Origin of the sequence: Caulobacter sp. ErkDOM-E, from assembly GCF_048541895.1 — a bacterium.
In the GTDB taxonomy this organism is placed as follows: Bacteria; Pseudomonadota; Alphaproteobacteria; order Caulobacterales; family Caulobacteraceae; genus Caulobacter.
Map to the genome: position 1 here is coordinate 1994213 of NZ_CP183331.1, position 17056 is coordinate 2011268.

Consider the following 17056-nt stretch of genomic DNA (forward strand, 5'->3'; position numbering starts at 1 on the left):
GAAATCAGGGAGGCTCGCATGAACCCGACAGCCGAATTCGACATCATCGTCTATGGCGCCAGCGGCTTCACCGGCCGGCTGGTGGCCGAGTATCTGGCCGCGCAGTACGGCGTCGGCGGGCAGGTGCGCTGGGCGATGGCGGGGCGGAGCCTCGAAAAGCTGGCCGCAGTCCGCGACGAGATCGGCGCGCCCCCTGAGACGCCGCTGGTCACCGCTGACGCTGACGACGCCGAATCCCTGAAAGCCATGGTCGGTCGGACCAAGGCCGTGCTAACCACGGTCGGCCCCTATCAGCTTTATGGCAACGCTCTGGTCGCGGCCTGCGCCGAGGCGGGGACCGACTATCTCGATCTTTGCGGCGAGCCGGCCTGGATGCGCCAGATGATCGACGCGCATGAGGCGACGGCGAAGAAGACCGGCGCACGGATCGTGTTCTCGTGCGGCTTTGACTCCATCCCGTTTGAGCTGGGCGTCTGGTTCCTGCAGCAGGAAGCCGGCAAGACCTTGGGCGGGCCGGTTCCGCGCGTGAAGGGCCGGGTGCGCGGCATGAAGGGCGGTTTCTCGGGCGGCACCGCCGCCAGCCTGAAGGCGACCATGGCCGCTGCGGCGCGCGATCCTTCGCTGGTGGCCTTGCTCAAGAACCCGTTCGCCCTGGTTCCCGGCTTTGAGGGGCCCGCCCAGCCATCGGGGAACAAGCCGATGCTGGACGAGGACCTGGGCGTCTGGGCCGCCCCGTTCGTGATGGCGGCGATCAACACCCGCAACGTGCACCGCTCCAATGCCCTGCTGGGCCAGGCCTATGGCGCCGACTTCGTCTATGACGAGATGATGCTGACGGGGCCGGGCGAACAGGGCGAGCAGATCGCCCAGATGATCGCCGCTTCAGGCGGTGGCCTGGGCGGCGAAGGCGGTCCCATGCCGGGCGAGGGGCCCAGCAAGGAAGAGCGCGAGACGGGCTTCTATGACGTGCTGTTCCTGGGCATCGCCGCTGACGGCCGGCAGGTGCGGGCCAGCGTCAAGGGCGACAAGGACCCCGGCTATGGCTCGACGTCCAAGATGATCGCCGAGTCGGCGATCTGCCTGGTGACCGAGGCGACCGATGTGGCGGGCGGCATCTGGACGCCGGGCGCGGCCATGCAGGGCAAGCTGGTGGCGCGGCTGGCGGCGAATGCGGGCCTGACCTTCGCGGTGGAATAGCGGGCGTCGCGGCCGACGGGGGCGACGATGAAGGCTTATCTGGTGCTGGATTTTTCGGTGCACGATTTTCCTGGCTTCATGCCCTATGTCGCGGAAATCCCTGCGCTTATCGACCTGCATGGCGGGCGATACATCGTGCGGGGAGATCCGCCGATGGTCATTGAAGGTGACTGGGCGCCAGAGCGTATGGTCATCTTGGAGTTTCCGTCCCGCGAAGCGGCGCAGGCGTTTCTCGCCGATCCGGACGCTCAGCCGCTTTTTCAGCTGCGTCACAGGACGACCAACAGCAAGCTGGTGCTGGTGGATGGATGCGATTGAGCCCATCGCCGAGAAGGCTGCTGCGGTTGTGGCGTCCCTAGAGAAAAACTGGCTGCGCAAGCGACGGAATTCACCCTAAGGTCGCTTCAAACAAGTGTTCGGGGAAAGACGGAATGGCTTTACGTCGGTTGATCGGGACCGCTCTGGCGGTCGGATATCTGGCGCTCGGTGCGCCGCTTCTCGCGGCTCCCAAAAGCAGCCCGTCGGTCACGCTCGCGCCCGCGTCGCCTGAAAGCGTCGGCTTCTCCAGTGAGCGGCTGAAGCGTCTCGACGCCAGCATGCAGGCGCTCGTCGATCAGGGCCATCTGCCGGGCGTCACCACCATGGTCGTTCGCCACGGCAAGGTCGTCGCCTTCGAAGTCCACGGCAAGAAGGGCTTCGATGGCCCGCCGATGACCAAGGACACCATCTTCCGGATCTACAGCCAGACCAAGCCAGTGACCGGCGTGGCGATGATGATGCTGTTCGAGGAGGGCAAGTGGCGCCTCGACGATCCGGTCAGCAAATATATCCCCGAGTTCGCCAATCTGCGCGTCTACAAGGGGCAGAACCCGGACGGGACCTTCATCACCGAAGCCGCCAGTCGTCCGCCGACCATGCGCGAGATCATGAGCCACTCGGCGGGCTTCGCCTATGGCCTGGTCCCGGACAACCCCGTCGACAAGGCCTATGTCTCGACCGGCGTCCTGGGCGCCAAGACGGGCCAGGAGTTCATCGACAAGATCGCCGCCTTGCCGCTGGTTGGTCAGCCCGGCGCGCAGTGGAAGTACAGCGCCTCGGTCGATATCCAAGGCTACCTCGTCGAGAAACTATCGGGGATGTCGCTGGCCGACTTCATGCGCACGCGCATCTTCGAGCCGCTGAAGATGATCGATACCGGCTTCTATCTGCCGGCCGCCAAGGCTGATCGCCTGGCGTCGATGTATGTCTGGGGTCCCAAGGTCCAGAAGCTGGTCCCGGCTGAGGGCTTCATGGTGCTGGACATCAGCAAGCCGCCGGTGGTCGCCTCGGGCGGCGGCGGACTGGTCTCGACCAGCGCCGACTATGCCCGGTTCTCGCAGATGATCCTCAACGGCGGTGAACTGGACGGTGCGCGCATCCTGTCGCCCAGCACCATCAAGCTGATGGGCAGCAATCACCTCGGCGACAACATCATGACCGGTCAGGAGGGCTCGTTCCGGAATGGCCGCGGTCAGGGTTTTGGTCTCGACTTCATGGTCATCACCGACCCGGCCAAAGCCGGCACGCCGACGGGCGAGGGCACGATCAGCTGGGGCGGCGCGGCCGGCACCTGGTTCTGGATCGACCCGAAGAACGACCTGTTCTTTCTGGGCATGATCCACATTCTCAACAAGGACGGCGATCCCGCCCTGCGCAATCTGGACGATATCAGCCAGCAGCTGGTCTATCAGGCGCTGGTCGACCCTTCGAAATAGCCCAGTCAAACAACAAGAAAATACCAGGGAGCGAGCGCCATGAAGGCCGCCGTCTATTATCAAACCGGTTCGCCGGACGTGCTGCGCTATGAGGATGTCGCCGATCCGGTCTGCCATGCCTCGGGCGTGGTGATCCGGGTCGAGGCCGTCAGCATCGAGGGCGGCGACACCCTCAGCCGCGGCGGCGGGGCGATGGCGGGCAGCCCTCACATCGTGGGCTATCAGGCGGCCGGCGAGATCGTCGAAGTCGGCGCGGACGTCACCCACCTGAAGGTCGGCCAGAAGGTCGTGACTGTGAACGCCTTCGGCTCGCACGCCGAACTGCGCGCGGTTCCGGCCCGCAACGCCTGGCCGATCCCGGAAGGGTTCGACATCCTCAAGGCCTCGGCCATTCCGGTGCCGTTCGGCACGGCCCATGAGTGCCTGTTTGGTCACGGCCAGCTGAAGGCCGGCGAGACCGTGCTGATCCAGGCCGGGGCCAGCGCTCTGGGCATCGCCGCCATCCAGCTGGCCAAGCGGGCCGGCGCGACCGTGCTGGCCACCGCTTCCAGTGACGCGCGTCTGGAGCGCCTGAAGGTGTTCGGCCTCGACCACGGGATCAATTACAGCCGCGATGACACCGTCGAACAGGTGATGAAGCTGACCGGCGGCAAGGGTGTCGATCTGGTGGTCGACCCGGTCGGCGGCGCGACCCTGCAGTCGAGCCTTCTGTCGCTGGCCTATCGCGGCCGGGTCTCGCTGGTCGGCAATGCCGGCCGCGAGCCGATGAAGGTCGATGTCTCGTCTCTGATGGGCGGAAACCGGCGGCTGTCGGGCGTCTTCCTGGGCGCCGAGATCATGACCGACCGTGTCCATGACCTGATCCAGACCCTGATCGAGGAAGCAGCGCGCGGTGAACTGCAGGTGCTGATCGACAAGACCTTCCCCCTTTCGGAAGCCGCCGCCGCCCACGCCTATATCGAGAGCCGCCAGGCCGTCGGCCGCGTGCTGTTGATCCCATGAGCCAGACAAACCGCGTCCTGGCCCATACCGGGGCCAAATATCCCATCGTCCAGGCCCCGATGGGCTGGATCGCGCGCTATCCGCTGGCCTCGGCCGTGTCGCGGGCCGGCGGGCTGGGCATCATCGAGACCTCGTCGGGCGAGACCGAGACCTGCAAGGCCGAGATCCGCAAGATGGCCGAGGCGGCCCTGCCGTTCGGCGTGAACCTGCCCATCATGTTCCTGCGCGACGACTCGATGCTGAAGTTCGTCTGCGAGAGCGGGGTGAAGTTCGTCACCACCTCGGCCGGCAGCCCGGCCAAGTTCATCGGCCCGCTGAAGGACGCCGGCATCGTCGTCTATCACGCCGTGCCGACGGTCGACGCGGCGGTCAAATGCGCCGAGGCGGGCATTGACGGCCTGGTGGTTGAGGGCGCCGAGGGCGGCGGCTTCAAGAACCCCGAGGAAGTGTCGACCCTGGTCCTGCTGCAGGCCATTCGCGCCCGCGTCGACGTGCCGCTGATTGCGGCCGGCGGCATCTGCGACGGACGCGGCATGGCTGCGGCGTTCGCTCTGGGCGCCGAGGCGATCCAGATGGGCACGCGTTTCGTCAGCTCGGCCGAGAGCCCGGTGCACGAGAACTACAAGGCCGCGATCACGGGCGGCAAGGAGACCGGCACCTGGATCCTCAACAAGAAGTCCAGCCCCTGCATCCGCGCCCTGAAGTCCGAGCGCACCAAGACCATCTACGATGAAGGCCTGATGCCACCCGACGCCCTGAAGGGCATCCTCGGCGTCTATTTCGGCGGCGACATGGAGGCGGCTCCGGCCCTTGCCGGTCAGACCGTCGGCCTGATCGACGAGGTCAAGACAGCCAAACAGATCATCGACGAGACCGTCGCCCAGTTCCACGACATCACGGGGCGTCTCGGCGCTCTGGCCGCCGCACGCGGCTTCTAAAGGATCATGACCATGAACAACCTCTTCTCGCTCGAAGGCCGCGTCGCGGTCGTCACCGGCGGCTCGCGCGGCATCGGTGCGATGATCGCCAAGGGCTTCCTGACCTATGGCGCCAAGCGCGTCTATATCACCGCCCGCAAGGCCGCCGCCTGCGACGCCGCCGCTGAAGAGCTCAGCCAGTACGGCGAGTGCATCTCGCTGCCGGGCGACGTTTCCACGATGGAAGGCATCGAAGGCCTGACCAAGCGCCTGCTTGAGGCCGAGCCCAAGCTCGACATCCTGGTCAACAACGCCGGCGCAGCCTGGGGCGCGGCGTTCGACGAGTTCCCCGAGAGCGGCTGGGACAAGGTCGTCGACCTCAACATGAAGACCCCGTTCTTCCTGACCCAGGCCCTGATCGCCCCGCTGCGCGCGGCGGCCAAGGACCGCGTGGCCAAGGTGATCAACATCTGCTCGATCGACGGCCAGTCGGTGGCCCGCGAGGAAACCTATCCCTACGGCGCGTCCAAGGCCGGGCTTCTGCACCTGACCAAGCGCATGGCCCTGCGTCTGGCGCCTGAGAACATCGCCGTCAGCGCCATCGCGCCCGGCGCCTTCGCCTCGGACATGAACAAGGTCGCTCGCGACCACGCTGAAGCGGTGTCAAAAGCCATTCCGGCCGGCCGGATCGGCACGGACGAGGACATGGCCGGCACGGCGATCTTCCTGGCCTCGCGGGCCGGCGACTATGTGATGGGTTCTGCCGTCACCGTGGACGGCGGCGTCAGCTTCGCGCGCTAGGATCTAGAGATCGTGCAGGATGGCGGGCTGGGCGTCGCTCATGTCCAGCTCGCTGTCCTCGGCTTCGCGCAGCAGGTTCAGGACCCGGGGTGACCGCGCGCCACGCTCGCGGGCCGACATCAGGGCCCAGCCGCCGGGCTTGAGGATTTCCAGGGGCGAGAAGCGGGCCTTGTAGGCCATCTTTTCGCTGCCGGGGACCCAGTAGCCGAGATAGACATAGGGCAGGCCCGTCTGCTGGGCCTGGACCATGTGATCCAGGATGATGAACGAGCCCAGGCTGCGCTTGGTCATGTTCGGATCGTAGAAGCTGTAGACCAGTGACAGGCCGTCAGCGAGGACGTCCACCAGCACGCAGGCGATCAGGTCGCCGGGGCCTCGATCCAAGGAGCGGCTGCGGTACTCGATCAGATGGGTGCGGACCGCCGTGTCCTCGACCATCGCCACATAGTCTGGCCAGGTCATCTCCGCCATGCCGCCGTCAGCGTGGCGTGTCAGCAGGTAGCGCCGCAGGAGCTCGAACTGCTCCAGCGTCGCTTCGGATTCCACCAGATGCCGTTCCAGGTCGTCATTGCGGGCCAGCACCTTCCGCTCGGACCGCGAGAAGACGTAGTCGGCGACGGGCGAGCGGGCCGATTGGCAGGCGCGACAGGTCTCGCAGGCCGGCCGATAGGCGATGTTCTGGGAACGACGGAAGCCGACCTGGGTCAGGCTGTCATTGACCGTGGGGCCATCCGACAGCGGGAGGTGAGCAAAGACCTTACGCTCCTCCCGGCCCGGCAAGTAGGGGCAGGGGGTCGGCGCCGTGAGGAAGAACCGAAGCTGTCGCGTCGGAAAATGCTGCGTCACGAAAGCGCCCGTCCCCTGTTCAGCGGCCTTTGGCCGTCATGTGATTAGGCGGCATGCCGCCCGTTTTCGCAAGCGTCACCGAAGCCTCGCGCGGCTTACCGTCACAGCCCATCGGGCAGCACCGGCTTTTCTCGCAACAAGACGATCGAAATGCGTCGATTGCCGGCCAGAGTAGGATCGTCGGCATAGAGAGGTTCGGAATTGGCCTTGCCCGAGACCTGGTAGATACGGTCATCACCGACCCCGGCGTTGCGCAGCACCAGGCGCGCGGCGTCGGCGCGGGTGGCCGAGAGGGCCCAGTCGCTGTCGCTCTTGCGGCCCAGGGCGTTGGCGCTGGTGTGGCCGGACACCGTGACCCGGTTGGGCAGTTGGTTGACGATCTTGGCCACAGCGCGCAGCAGGATCCGGGCCCGGTCGTTGGGCTCCTTCGAGTTCTCCTTGAACATCGAACGGCCTTCCTGGTCGATCAGCTGGATCCGCATCCCCTCGGGGGTCTGGTCGATCATGATCTGCTTGGACAGCTCGGCCAGTTCCGGCATTCCCTGCAGCGACTGGCGCAGGGACTGGGCCGCCGAGGCGAAGCTGTCCTGTTCTTTTTTGGCCAGGGCGTCGCGAAGAGCCTCTTCGCTGGCCGAGTCGAGGCTGGCGGTCGTCGAGCTCTGGCCTTCCTTGTCGGTTTGGTCGGGAGCTTCAGGCGCCATTTGCTGGACCACCGACAGCTTGCCCTCTGCCTTGGCGCCGTCGTCGCCGAGCGAGGTGCCGCCGAGGATGCCACCCGAGCCGCTGGTGGTCGAAGAGATGCTCGCCGGGGCGAAATAGTCGGCAATACCTTGTTTTTGTTCGGGACTTGTCGAGTTCAGCAGCCACATCAGCAGGAAGAAGGCCATCATCGCGGTCACGAAATCGGCGTAGGCGACTTTCCACGCGCCGCCATGGTGGCCGCCGCCGACCACCTTCTTGACCTTCTTGATAATGATCGGCTGTTCGCCGCTGACGGCCATCGTGCTTAAGCCTGCTTAACCCTGTTCAACTGAAGTTGCCCTGCGGACGTTAAGATGGGGTTGCGAAGCGGAGGCTGTCGGGCGAAATCGCAGGCTCCATAGGGAGTGCTTCGCATGAAGACGGCGTTTATCGGCCTGGGCGTGATGGGCTACCCGATGGCGGGTCACCTTAAGGCCGCCGGCCACGAGGTTTCCGTCTTCAATCGCAGCCCCGACAAGGCCCGGCGCTGGGCGGTCGAGCACGGCGGCGCGGCCTTCGAGACCATCGAGGACGCTGTCGCCGGTTGCGAACTGGTCGTCCTGTGCGTCGGCAATGACGACGACGTGCGCGGCGTTGTGGCGCGCGCGCTTCCTGCGCTGTCCAAGGGCGCGGTGATCGTGGACCACACCACCACCTCGGCCACCGTGGCCCGCGAGATGGCGGCGCTGGCTGCGCAAAGCGGCTGCTTCTTCATCGATGCGCCGGTTTCTGGCGGCCAGGCCGGGGCTGTGAACGGTCAGCTGACGATCATGGCCGGCGGCGATGCGGCGGCCTTCGCCAGGATCGAGCCGGTCATCAACGCCTATGCCAAGGCCATCCGACGCATGGGCGAGGTGGGTACGGGACAGCTGACCAAGATGTGCAACCAGATCGCCATCGCCGGCCTGGTCCAGGGCGTGGCCGAGGCGCTGCACTTCGCCAAGCGGGCCGGCCTGCCCACCGACGACGTGCTGGCGGCGATCTCCAAGGGCGCGGCCCAATCCTGGCAGATGGAAAACCGCTGGGCGACCATGGCGCAGGGCAAGTTCGACTTCGGCTTCGCGGTCGACTGGATGCGCAAGGATCTGGGCATCGCGCTCGAGGAAGCCGGTCGCAATGGCGCAAAACTGGAGAGCACCGCAATGATCGACCAGTTCTACGCCGAGGTGCAGGCCATGGGTGGCCATCGCTGGGATACGTCCAGTCTCGTCGCACGGTTGGAGAAGTAGTTCATGCGCAAGCTCGCGATCACCCTGGCGGCCTTCGCCGCGCTCCTGGCTCCGGCCGCCATGGCCGCCCCGGTCGTCGCGCCCAAAGAGGGCGACTTCGTCACGCGGGACTTCAAGTTTCGCTCGGGCGAGGTGCTGCCGGAGCTGCGCCTGCACTACACCACCTTCGGCGAGCCCAAGCGCGATGCCAGCGGCCGGGTGACCAACGCCGTGATGGTGCTGCATGGCACCGGCGGCACGGGCAAGCAGTTCCTCAGCCCGCAGTTCGCCGACGAGTTGCTGGTCCCGGGCGGCCTGCTGGATCCGGCCAAATACTATGTGATCCTTCCGGACGGCATCGGGCACGGCAAGTCGTCCAAGCCCAGCGACGGCCTGCACGCGCGTTTTCCGCAGTATGATTATGACGACATGGTCGCCGCCCAGCATCTGCTGCTGACCCAGGGCCTGAAGGTCGATCGGCTGCGGCTGCTGATGGGCACGTCGATGGGCTGTATGCACGGCTTTGTCTGGGGCGAGACCTATCCTGATTTCGCCGACGCCCTGGCTCCGTTCGCCTGCCTGCCCAACGAGATCGCGGGCCGCAACCGCATGTGGCGCAAGCTGCTGATCGACGCGATCAGGCTGGATCCGGCCTGGAAGGGCGGGGACTATGTCGAGCAACCCAGGGCGGGCCTGCGCACGGCGCTGGGCCTGCTGATGGTGGCGGGCCTCTCGCCGCTGCCCGCCCAGATCGCCAGCCCGACCCGGCAGGCCGCCGACAAGGCCGTGGACGACTACTTCGCCGCCCGGCTGCCGCCGCTGGACGCCAATGACCTGATCTATGCCGTCGGCGCTTCCCGCACCTATGATCCGTCGCCGAAGCTGGAGAACATCACCGCGCCGGTGCTGTGGATCAATTCGGCCGACGACTTCATCAATCCGCCGGAGCTAGGCCTGGCCGAGGCCCAGGCCAGGCGGCTGAAGAACGGCACGTTCGTGCTGCTGCCGATCAGCGAAAAAACCAAGGGGCACGGCAGCCACACCTGGGCGGTGCTTTGGAAGGACAGGCTGGCCGCGTTCCTGAAGGCGACCGAGCGGTAGGCGGGCGCTAGGATACTCAAGCCGGCAGGGTTGCCCCGCGAGACCACAATCGGTTGTCATCCCGGACAAGCCCGGCGAACGCCGGGTGCAGATCCGGGACCGCTGCAAGCGCCGAGTTCATGCGTCGGTCCCGAATCTTCGCGCTATGCGCTCGTCCGGGATGACAACCTTTTGTAGCCTCTACTCCGCCGCCATAGCCGGCGTGAACTGGTTGCGCAGGCCAGCCAACCTCTCGCGGTTGTCGTGGTCCCAGGGATGGAAGCTCGGGCGGTACCAGGCCCAGTATTCGTTGGCGCAGCGGCGGAAGAGGCCGGGCGTGCCGAACAGGAACCACAGCACCTTGGCGCGAGCGACGCCGGGCTTCATGCCGTCGGCGACCAGCAGATCCGAGGCGTAAATGGTGATGTTGCGGGTGAACATGATGCTGATCAGCACCATCACCCGGACACGCAGGCGGTAGCGGTCGAGCGGCTTCCAGCCTTTGGTGACTTCCTGGAAGACGTCGAAGGCCACGGCCTTGTGCTCGGTCTCTTCCAGGGCATGCCACTGCCACAGGCGCTTCATTTCGGGATCAGTGTTCTTGAACAGGTCGTCCTCGCGCATGAACGAGTCGGCCATCATCGAGGTGAAGTGTTCCAGCGCGATGGTCGCGCCCAGCATGGCCATCGGGCCGCGGCCGCGAACCATGGCCGTGCGCTCCTTCACCTGCGCCTCAATCGCCGCCACCGGATAGCGGTCGCGGTCGAGGCCGCCGTTCATCGCCACATGCTCGCGCGAGTGAATGGCTTCCTGGGTGATGAAGGCCTTGGCGTCGTCCAGCAGCTTGCCCGACAGCTTGGGCCGATAGTGGCGCACGGCGTCCATGAACAGGCGCTCGCCATCGGGGAAGGTCAGGGACAGGGCATTGAACACTGCGGTGCCCACAACATCGCCCCCCAGCCAAGCGCCCTTGCCGACCGCCTGAGTGTCGAAATGCAGGTCGCGCGGGGTGACGGTGACGTCTTCGGGTGTGGTGCGTGGCGTGGCCATAGCGTTCAATCCTGCCTCGGGATAGGGCTTGTCGTTGCAAGCCTCGTTGCAGATTGGCCTTACCGACAAAAATGTCAATAGCGAATTCTGATTGCCGCACCCGGCACCGCCGTTCGCCTGAGGCGTCGCGCGCCAACATCCTGGCCGCCGCCGAGGCGATCCTGCTGGCTTCCGGACCGCAGGATCTCAAGTTGGCCGAGGTGGCCAAGGGCGCCGGCGTGGCCAACGCCACCGTGCTGCACCATTTCGGCTCGATTGACGGCGTTCAGACCGCCCTGATGGAGCGGATGATCCGGCAGTTGGTCGACGATGTTCTGTCCATCACCGTGGCGGAGGGGCAGGGCGCGGCCTTTGCCGGCGCAGGCATGCTGGCCCTGTTCGACGCCTTTGAGGCCCAGGGCGCGGCGCGTTTGGCCGCCTGGCTGGCGCTGACCGGCGAGGCGTCTCGGATGACGGGCGTCCGGGGCGCGGTTCAGGAGGTGATCGATGCGCGCATCAGCCATATCGAAGGCGTCTCGGCCGAGGTGATGGGCGACTTCATCCTGGGCTGCGTCACCTACGCCCTGGGAGTGGGTCTGTTCGGCGCGCCGCTGGGCGAGCTGCTGGGTAAGCCGCCGGGCCGGGCGCGGGAAGTGGCCCTGGGCATTCTGCAGGCGCGACTGGACGCGGCGGCGCGCGGCGCCTAGAGGGCCGCCAGCACCACCCGCATCAGCGGCGCCAGACGGATCTCGCCCGGATCAGTGATGTCGATCCACGCCATCTCCTCGATCTCGGCGCGCACCGCGATTTCGCCCTCGACCCTGGCCAGATAGGTGGCCGCGCGAACGCGATGGTCCGGCTCATTGGCGGCCGGCGCCTCGAACCGTCCCAGCAGCGTGGCCTCGACCAGCCGGCAGCCCAGCTCTTCGTCGAGTTCGCGGGCCAGGGCCGTCAGATCATCCTCGCCCGGCTCGCGCTTGCCGCCGGGCTTCATGAAGATCGCCGTGCCGCGCTTGCGGACCACCAGCATCCGGCCGTCCGCATCACGAATGACGGCGGTGACGATGTCGATGGTCGGCTGGGTCATGGACCCAGCCTTAGCAAGCGCGGAGATGGCTGTCCTTAGCCGCCGATCGCCGCCAGCACGTGCTCGACCAGCAGCTTGTCGGAAATCCCGTGAGAGTTTCGGACGTTGTAGTTGGTGGTGGTGATCACCACCACCAGGTCAAGATCCTGGATGACGATCACCTTGTTGCCGCCACTGCCGTTCATCAGCCAGGCCTTGTGACCGGCAAAGGTCTGCAGCCACCAGAGATAGCCGTAGTCGGTCCCGGGCCTCGCCTCGGCGTGCGGCGTGATGGACGCCTTCACCCAGGCTTCGGGTAGGATCTGCTGGCCGTTCCAGCGCCCGCCATTGGCGTAGAGCTGTCCGAGTTTCAGCAGGTCGCGGCTGGTCAGGCCAAGGCCGCCGCCGCCCTGGGCCAGGCCGGTGGGGGAGTACTGCCACTCCGGCTTCTCGATGCCCAGCGGGCCAAACAGCGCCGCGTTGGCGAAGGCGGGCAGGGGCGTCTTCACCGCGCTCTGGACCACCGCGCCCAGCGTGGTGACCCCGGCGGTGCAGTAGCTGAAGCTGCGGCCATAGGGGGCGTCCGCAGGCTTGGGCGCCCAGGCCGGAAAGCCCCGGATCGGCAGGTCGAGATAGAATTTCGGCCAGTCCTCAATCAGATACATGCGCTCCTCGTTGCCGCGCGAGAACTGGTTCTCGTCGTCGCATTCGAGCAGCGAGCTCATGGTCAGCAGATCCTCGACCGTGATCTTCGCCTTGCGCGGATCGGGGTTCTCGAGCGGCGACAGGTCCTTCAGATAGGGCAGGATCGGCGCCGTGACGCCGGGCAGCTTGCTGCGGGCGATCGCGGCCCCGGCCAGCATGCCGGTAACCGTCTTGGTGGCCGAGCGCGTGTTACGGCGGGCGTCGGCCCCGCCGTCATCATAGTAGGATTCCGAGACCAGCTTGCCGTGGCGGGCGATCAGGACGCTGGTGATCTGCTGGAAATCGCCCTTCCGGATCGCGGCCGACATAGCCTCCAGCCGGTCGGCGGAAAGACCCTCGGCGGCCGGTGGTGCGGTCGGCCAGTCCTTGTCGGCGGCGAGGACGGGAAGGGGCGCGGCCAGCAACAGGGCGGCGGCGATCAAAACAGGCTTCAAAACGGGTACTCCTACGCTTGAGCTCCCGGTTAGCTCGCTTCGCGCGCCTCGTCTTGGACAGCGGAAACATCTGGGCGGCGACGGCCGCAAAGCCGCGCGAACTCGCCGGGCGTCACGCCATAGGCGGCGCGGAATTGCCGGTTCAGATGGCTCTGATCGCAGAAGCCGGCCTGTAGGGCGATCTCGCCGATGCCGGAGCGACCGTGGATCAACAGGTCGGCGGCCCGCTCCAGCCGACGGGCCCGCAGCCGGTCGCCCGGGGCGGCGCCCATCCAGCGCTGGTAGCCGCGCGCCAGATGCACGCGGTGGACGCCGGCGGCGCGGGCGATGTCGGCGATGCCGATCGGCTGGTCGAAGCTGTCGGCGAGGAAGCTTTCGGCGATGTCCAGCCAGGCCGGTCGCTTCTGGCTTTCCCGGCGCGCCGGGATCATGGCCTCGGCCGTTAGCGCCAGGGCGTGGGTCTCCAGGTCGATCCGCTCGATGTCGCGGGACAGTGCGGCGCGGGTCAGGCGCAGGGCGGCGCCGACCGCCCGGGGTGATCTCAGGCGCAGGGCGTCGACGGCGGCGCCCGACTGACTGGTCAGGTCGCGCCAGGCTTCGGCTTCGACACTGATCGCCATGAACCAGCCGTCCACGCCCTCGAAGCGGTCGCGATGAACGACGCCTGGCGGGTTGAAGACCAGCACCGGCCCCTCGCTCTCGTCTCCGTGGGCAGTGGTCAGGTAACGGCCGCGTGTGGCCAGCACGAAATGGGCGTCGTCGTGGCTGTGCTCGGCCACCGCTTCGGGCGGGGTGGTGGCGGCCAGATGCGCGACACGGGCGTCGGCCAGCTGGTGCTCCACCGCGACAGCGCCATAGAACCGGCCCGGGCTGAAGGCGGGTCCGGGGCGGGTCACTAGCCCAGCTTCTCCGCCGCCCAAGGCGCGAAATAGCTGATGATCCCGGCCGCGCCGGCCCGCTTGAAGGCGGTCAGGCTTTCGAGGATGGCGCGCTCCTCGTCGATCCAGCCGTTCATGCCGGCGGCCTTGATCATCGCGTACTCGCCCGACACCTGGAAGGCGTAGGTGGGCATGCGGAACTCGTCGACCAGGCGGCGCAAGATATCCAGATAGGGCATGCCCGGCTTGACCATGACCATGTCGGCGCCCTCGGCGATGTCGAGGGCGACCTCGCGGATGGCTTCCTCGGTGTTGGCCGGGTCCATCTGATAGGTCTTCTTGTCGCCCTGGCCTGCCGAGAGCTTGGCCGAGCCGATGGCGTCGCGGTACGGGCCATAGAAGGCCGAGGCGTATTTGGCGGCGTAGGACATGATCAGGGTGTCCTGGAAGTTCGCGCCCTCCAGGGCGGCGCGCAGGGCGCCGATGCGGCCGTCCATCATGTCGGACGGGGCCAGGATGTCGGCCCCGGCCTCGGCCTGCATCAGACCCTGTTCGATCAGGCGTTCGATGGTCGGGTCGTTGAGGATCCTGCCGCCTTCAACGACGCCGTCATGGCCGTGGTCGGTGAAGGGGTCCAGGGCCACGTCGCACATGATGCCGACCTCGGGGGCGGCGTCCTTCATGGCTCTGACGGCGCGGGGAATGACGCCGTTCGGATCGGCGGCGATCGAGCCGGTCGCATCCTTCCGGGCCCCGTCGATGTGCGGGAAGATGGCGATGGCCGGGATGCCCAGGTCACGGGCCCGCACGGCGGCCTTGGCGGCGTCCTTGACGCTTAGGCGCTCGACGCCCGGCATCGACGCCACCGGGATCACGCCTTCGCCTTCATGCACGATCATCGACCAGATCAGGTCGGAGGGGCGCACCTCGGTCTCGCGGACCAGGCGGCGGGTCCAGTCGGCCTGCCGAACGCGGCGCAGGCGGGTGGCGGGGTAGGGGGCGAGCGGGGGCGTGGTCATGGCCTAGGGTTTCGCGCGGTCGGGCGCGCGAGGCAAGGCGTTCCGATCCACAAATGGGCCGCTTAGGGCGTGACCGAGGACGCCATGACCGACGCGGCGTCGACCCGGGTCCAGATCTGCGACTTGCAGATAATGCCGCCCAGGACGCAGCCCTTGGCGCGCAGGGTCTTGGCGTCCAGCACCTCGGCGGCGCCCGAGAAGGTCATGTTCAGGTCGGGCACGAAAACCCTGCCGCGCCAGGCGCCGTTCTTGTCGGGGGCGAAGTCGCGCAAAAGCCGCAGGCCGACCAGATTGGCCGAGCCGCCCTTGCGCGCGTCCGCCTTGGCGCGTTCGCTGGCCCAGACCACGACGCCGCAGGCGGTTTCTCCGCAGTCCTTGATCTCGAGATGGACGCTGTTCTTGGGATTGCGCCAGACGCCATAGGTGCCCGTCGTGTCGGCCGCCTGAGCCGAAACCGGCGCCATGCCAAGGATCGCCGAGACCGCAACAATGGCGAGTTTAACGATACGCATCTAGTCGACGCCTCCAGCGACCCGCAGAGTTGGGGCCAGCTCGAGACATTAGCAAGTGGGCGCGCGTCCCACGTGACGTCACGACATGTAACAGCAGGTTTCGTCGGCGACGGTCAGATCACAATAGCCCGACCGTCGCCGCCATGTCGGAGACTCAGGAATAGACGAAGCTGGCCTCGTCCAGATCGATGGCGGGCAGGGCGTCCTTTTCCGCCCAGTAGTCCTGGGTGTGGCGCCATTCGGGCTTGTCGCCGGCCTTGGGCAGCAGGTGCATGCCGCGCATCAGATAGCCCGGATTGAAGTTCTCCGGATCGATCCAGCCGGACAGGGGCATGTCCTTGTCCTGTGGCCGCAGGGCGACCTCGATCTGTTTGGCGCCCCTTTCGTCCATGTGGGCCAGCAGGCGGCAGACGAAGTCGGCGATCAGGTCGGCGCGCAGGGTCCAGCTGGCGCGGAAATAGCCGAACACCCAGACCATGTTGGGCACGCCGGTGAACATCATGCCGCGATAGGTGACGGTGTCGGCGAAGTTCAGGGGCTTGCCGTCGACGACGAAGTCGATGTCGCCCAGGACGTTCAGGTTGAAGCCCGTGGCGGTGATGATGATGTCGGCGTCGAGGGTTTCACCCGACTTCAGCAACAGGCCTGTCGGGGTGAAGCGTTCGATCTCGTCGGTGACCACCGAGGCCTTGCCCGAGGCAATGCCCTGGAACAGGTCGCCGTCGGGGACGAAGGCGATCCGCTGGCGCCACGGGCGGTAGCGGGGGGTGAAGTGCTTGGCGATGTCGAAGTCTTCGCCCAGGAAGGCCTTTACCCCCTCCAGCAGTTCAGCCTTGACGGCATCGGGCTCGGCGATGGCGCGATGGGTGAACATCTCCTGGTCGAACAGGGCCTTGCGACGGACGATCTCGTGGATCCAGGTCTCGTCGATCTGCAGTTCGCGCAGGGTGTTGGCCAGGTCGTTCTCGTTGCGGCCGGGCACGAAATAGGTCGGCGAACGCTGCAGCAGTGTAACGTGGTCGCAGTCCCCGGCGATGGCGGGCACCAGGGTCGCGGCGGTTGCGCCCGAGCCGATGACCACGACTCTTTTGCCCTTGTAGTCGAGGTTTTCAGGCCATTCCTGCGGGTGGATGATCTGGCCCGTATAGTCGCTCATGCCTGGCCATTGCGGCGTGTAGCCCTGCAGCTGGCGATAATAGCCCTGGCACATCCACAGGAAGTTGGTGGTGAAGCGCTGGGTCGCCCCGTCGCTGCGGGTGACCTCCAGGGTCCACAGCTTGTCCTGGCTGGACCAGCTGGCGCGGGTGATCTTGTGGCCATAGCGGATGTGGCGGGCCAGATCGTTGTCCTCGATCACCTCGCCCATATATTTGAGGATCTCGGCGGCGCTGGCGATCGGTGGCCCGACCCAGGGCTTGAAGCGATAGCCGAAGGTGTAGAGGTCGCTGTCGGAGCGGATGCCGGGATAGGTATGGCTGCGCCAGGTGCCCCCGAAGTCGCCCAGGGCTTCCAGGACGACGAAGCGTGCGCCCGGCCGCTGCTGGCGCAGATGGTAGGCCCCGCCGACCCCGGATATGCCGGCGCCGACGATGATCACGTCGAAATGTTCGGTCGAGGAGTGTTGCGGCGCTCTCTCGAGCGCGGAGGTGTCCGTCATGCGCGTCTTCCCTGGGCGGAGGACGTTGAGGTCCGCCGCGTGCCCTCGCCAAAGTCGACACCTCTTCGGGCGTCTAACTGAACGCAGTAAACCTACACGCTGCCGCGAGGTTTGATCGGGATCAAGCGACTTGTTTCGACAGGCGTGCTGAGCGCGCAGTCAGGGTGCGCGTCGGGTTGGGCGGACTGTGGCGGTCAGGCGGCCGAAAGG

18 protein-coding genes are annotated in these 17056 nt (G+C 66.6%); 9 read left to right on the plus strand and 9 right to left on the minus strand.

Annotation, left to right across the window (positions count from 1 at the left end):
- Nucleotides 1-18: 18 nt before the first annotated feature.
- The 6 genes from ACN2C7_RS09720 (at nt 19) to ACN2C7_RS09745 (ending at nt 5671) form a co-directional block, all read left to right on the plus strand.
- Nucleotides 19-1197: a saccharopine dehydrogenase family protein gene (locus ACN2C7_RS09720; protein ID WP_419321313.1), complete on the plus strand. Its 1179-nt coding sequence runs from the start codon at nt 19-21 to the stop codon at nt 1195-1197.
- A 27-nt stretch (nt 1198-1224) separates the two neighbouring features.
- Nucleotides 1225-1515, plus strand: a complete 291-nt coding sequence (locus tag ACN2C7_RS09725; RefSeq protein ID WP_419321315.1) for a DUF1330 domain-containing protein — start codon at nt 1225-1227, stop codon at nt 1513-1515.
- A 113-nt stretch (nt 1516-1628) separates the two neighbouring features.
- Nucleotides 1629-2951 (plus strand): serine hydrolase domain-containing protein, encoded by a 1323-nt coding sequence (locus tag ACN2C7_RS09730; protein WP_419321317.1) that lies wholly within the window; start codon nt 1629-1631, stop codon nt 2949-2951.
- A gap of 39 nt (nt 2952-2990) precedes the next feature.
- Nucleotides 2991-3953 carry a quinone oxidoreductase family protein gene (locus tag ACN2C7_RS09735; protein WP_419321318.1) on the plus strand — a complete coding sequence of 321 codons (963 nt, stop codon included), beginning with the start codon at nt 2991-2993 and terminating at the stop codon, nt 3951-3953.
- Nucleotides 3950-4891 carry an NAD(P)H-dependent flavin oxidoreductase gene (locus ACN2C7_RS09740; RefSeq protein ID WP_419321320.1) on the plus strand — a complete coding sequence of 314 codons (942 nt, stop codon included), beginning with the start codon at nt 3950-3952 and terminating at the stop codon, nt 4889-4891. The genes ACN2C7_RS09735 and ACN2C7_RS09740 overlap by 4 nt, the downstream gene beginning before the upstream one ends.
- A gap of 12 nt (nt 4892-4903) precedes the next feature.
- Nucleotides 4904-5671: an SDR family NAD(P)-dependent oxidoreductase gene (locus ACN2C7_RS09745; RefSeq protein WP_419255636.1), complete on the plus strand. Its 768-nt coding sequence runs from the start codon at nt 4904-4906 to the stop codon at nt 5669-5671.
- 3 nt (nt 5672-5674) lie between these two features.
- On the opposite strand, the gene ACN2C7_RS09750 is transcribed toward ACN2C7_RS09745, so the two are convergent.
- Both ACN2C7_RS09750 and ACN2C7_RS09755 read right to left on the minus strand, forming a co-directional pair.
- A complete protein-coding gene (locus tag ACN2C7_RS09750; RefSeq protein ID WP_419321322.1) occupies nt 5675-6517 on the minus strand; it encodes an arginyltransferase in 843 nt (280 codons plus the stop codon).
- A 101-nt stretch (nt 6518-6618) separates the two neighbouring features.
- A complete protein-coding gene (locus ACN2C7_RS09755) occupies nt 6619-7518 on the minus strand; it encodes a flagellar motor protein MotB (protein ID WP_419321324.1) in 900 nt (299 codons plus the stop codon).
- A 114-nt stretch (nt 7519-7632) separates the two neighbouring features.
- Here ACN2C7_RS09755 and ACN2C7_RS09760 point away from each other — a divergent pair, with 114 nt between their 5' ends.
- Both ACN2C7_RS09760 and ACN2C7_RS09765 read left to right on the plus strand, forming a co-directional pair.
- Entirely contained in the window at nt 7633-8487 is an 855-nt protein-coding gene (locus ACN2C7_RS09760; protein ID WP_419321326.1) for an NAD(P)-dependent oxidoreductase, read from the plus strand.
- Nucleotides 8488-8490: 3 nt separating this feature from the next.
- Complete coding sequence (locus ACN2C7_RS09765; protein WP_419321328.1) at nt 8491-9567, plus strand: alpha/beta fold hydrolase; 1077 nt, start codon at nt 8491-8493, stop codon at nt 9565-9567.
- 180 nt (nt 9568-9747) lie between these two features.
- Here ACN2C7_RS09765 and ACN2C7_RS09770 read toward each other — a convergent pair whose 3' ends face one another.
- Complete coding sequence (locus ACN2C7_RS09770) at nt 9748-10596, minus strand: metal-dependent hydrolase (protein ID WP_419321330.1); 849 nt, start codon at nt 10594-10596, stop codon at nt 9748-9750.
- 71 nt (nt 10597-10667) lie between these two features.
- On the opposite strand from ACN2C7_RS09770, the gene ACN2C7_RS09775 reads away from it, so the two are divergent.
- Complete coding sequence (locus ACN2C7_RS09775; protein WP_419321332.1) at nt 10668-11282, plus strand: TetR family transcriptional regulator; 615 nt, start codon at nt 10668-10670, stop codon at nt 11280-11282.
- Here the strand turns inward: ACN2C7_RS09775 and ACN2C7_RS09780 are convergent.
- The 6 genes from ACN2C7_RS09780 to ACN2C7_RS09805 form a co-directional block, all read right to left on the minus strand.
- The gene (locus ACN2C7_RS09780) at nt 11279-11662 is read right to left on the minus strand and encodes an NUDIX hydrolase (protein WP_419321334.1); all 384 of its coding nucleotides are present in this window, start codon (nt 11660-11662) and stop codon (nt 11279-11281) included. The genes ACN2C7_RS09775 and ACN2C7_RS09780 overlap by 4 nt on opposite strands.
- Before the next feature lie 35 nt (nt 11663-11697).
- Nucleotides 11698-12780, minus strand: a complete 1083-nt coding sequence (locus tag ACN2C7_RS09785) for a serine hydrolase domain-containing protein (protein ID WP_419321336.1) — start codon at nt 12778-12780, stop codon at nt 11698-11700.
- 29 nt (nt 12781-12809) lie between these two features.
- Nucleotides 12810-13676 carry an AraC family transcriptional regulator gene (locus ACN2C7_RS09790; RefSeq protein WP_419321337.1) on the minus strand — a complete coding sequence of 289 codons (867 nt, stop codon included), beginning with the start codon at nt 13674-13676 and terminating at the stop codon, nt 12810-12812.
- A complete protein-coding gene (gene hemB, locus ACN2C7_RS09795; protein WP_419321339.1) occupies nt 13676-14677 on the minus strand; it encodes a porphobilinogen synthase in 1002 nt (333 codons plus the stop codon). The genes ACN2C7_RS09790 and hemB overlap by 1 nt, the downstream gene beginning before the upstream one ends.
- Before the next feature lie 62 nt (nt 14678-14739).
- Nucleotides 14740-15189 (minus strand): DUF2147 domain-containing protein, encoded by a 450-nt coding sequence (locus ACN2C7_RS09800; RefSeq protein WP_419321341.1) that lies wholly within the window; start codon nt 15187-15189, stop codon nt 14740-14742.
- Nucleotides 15190-15343: 154 nt separating this feature from the next.
- Nucleotides 15344-16846 (minus strand): flavin-containing monooxygenase, encoded by a 1503-nt coding sequence (locus ACN2C7_RS09805; RefSeq protein ID WP_419321343.1) that lies wholly within the window; start codon nt 16844-16846, stop codon nt 15344-15346.
- Nucleotides 16847-17056 lie beyond the last annotated feature (210 nt).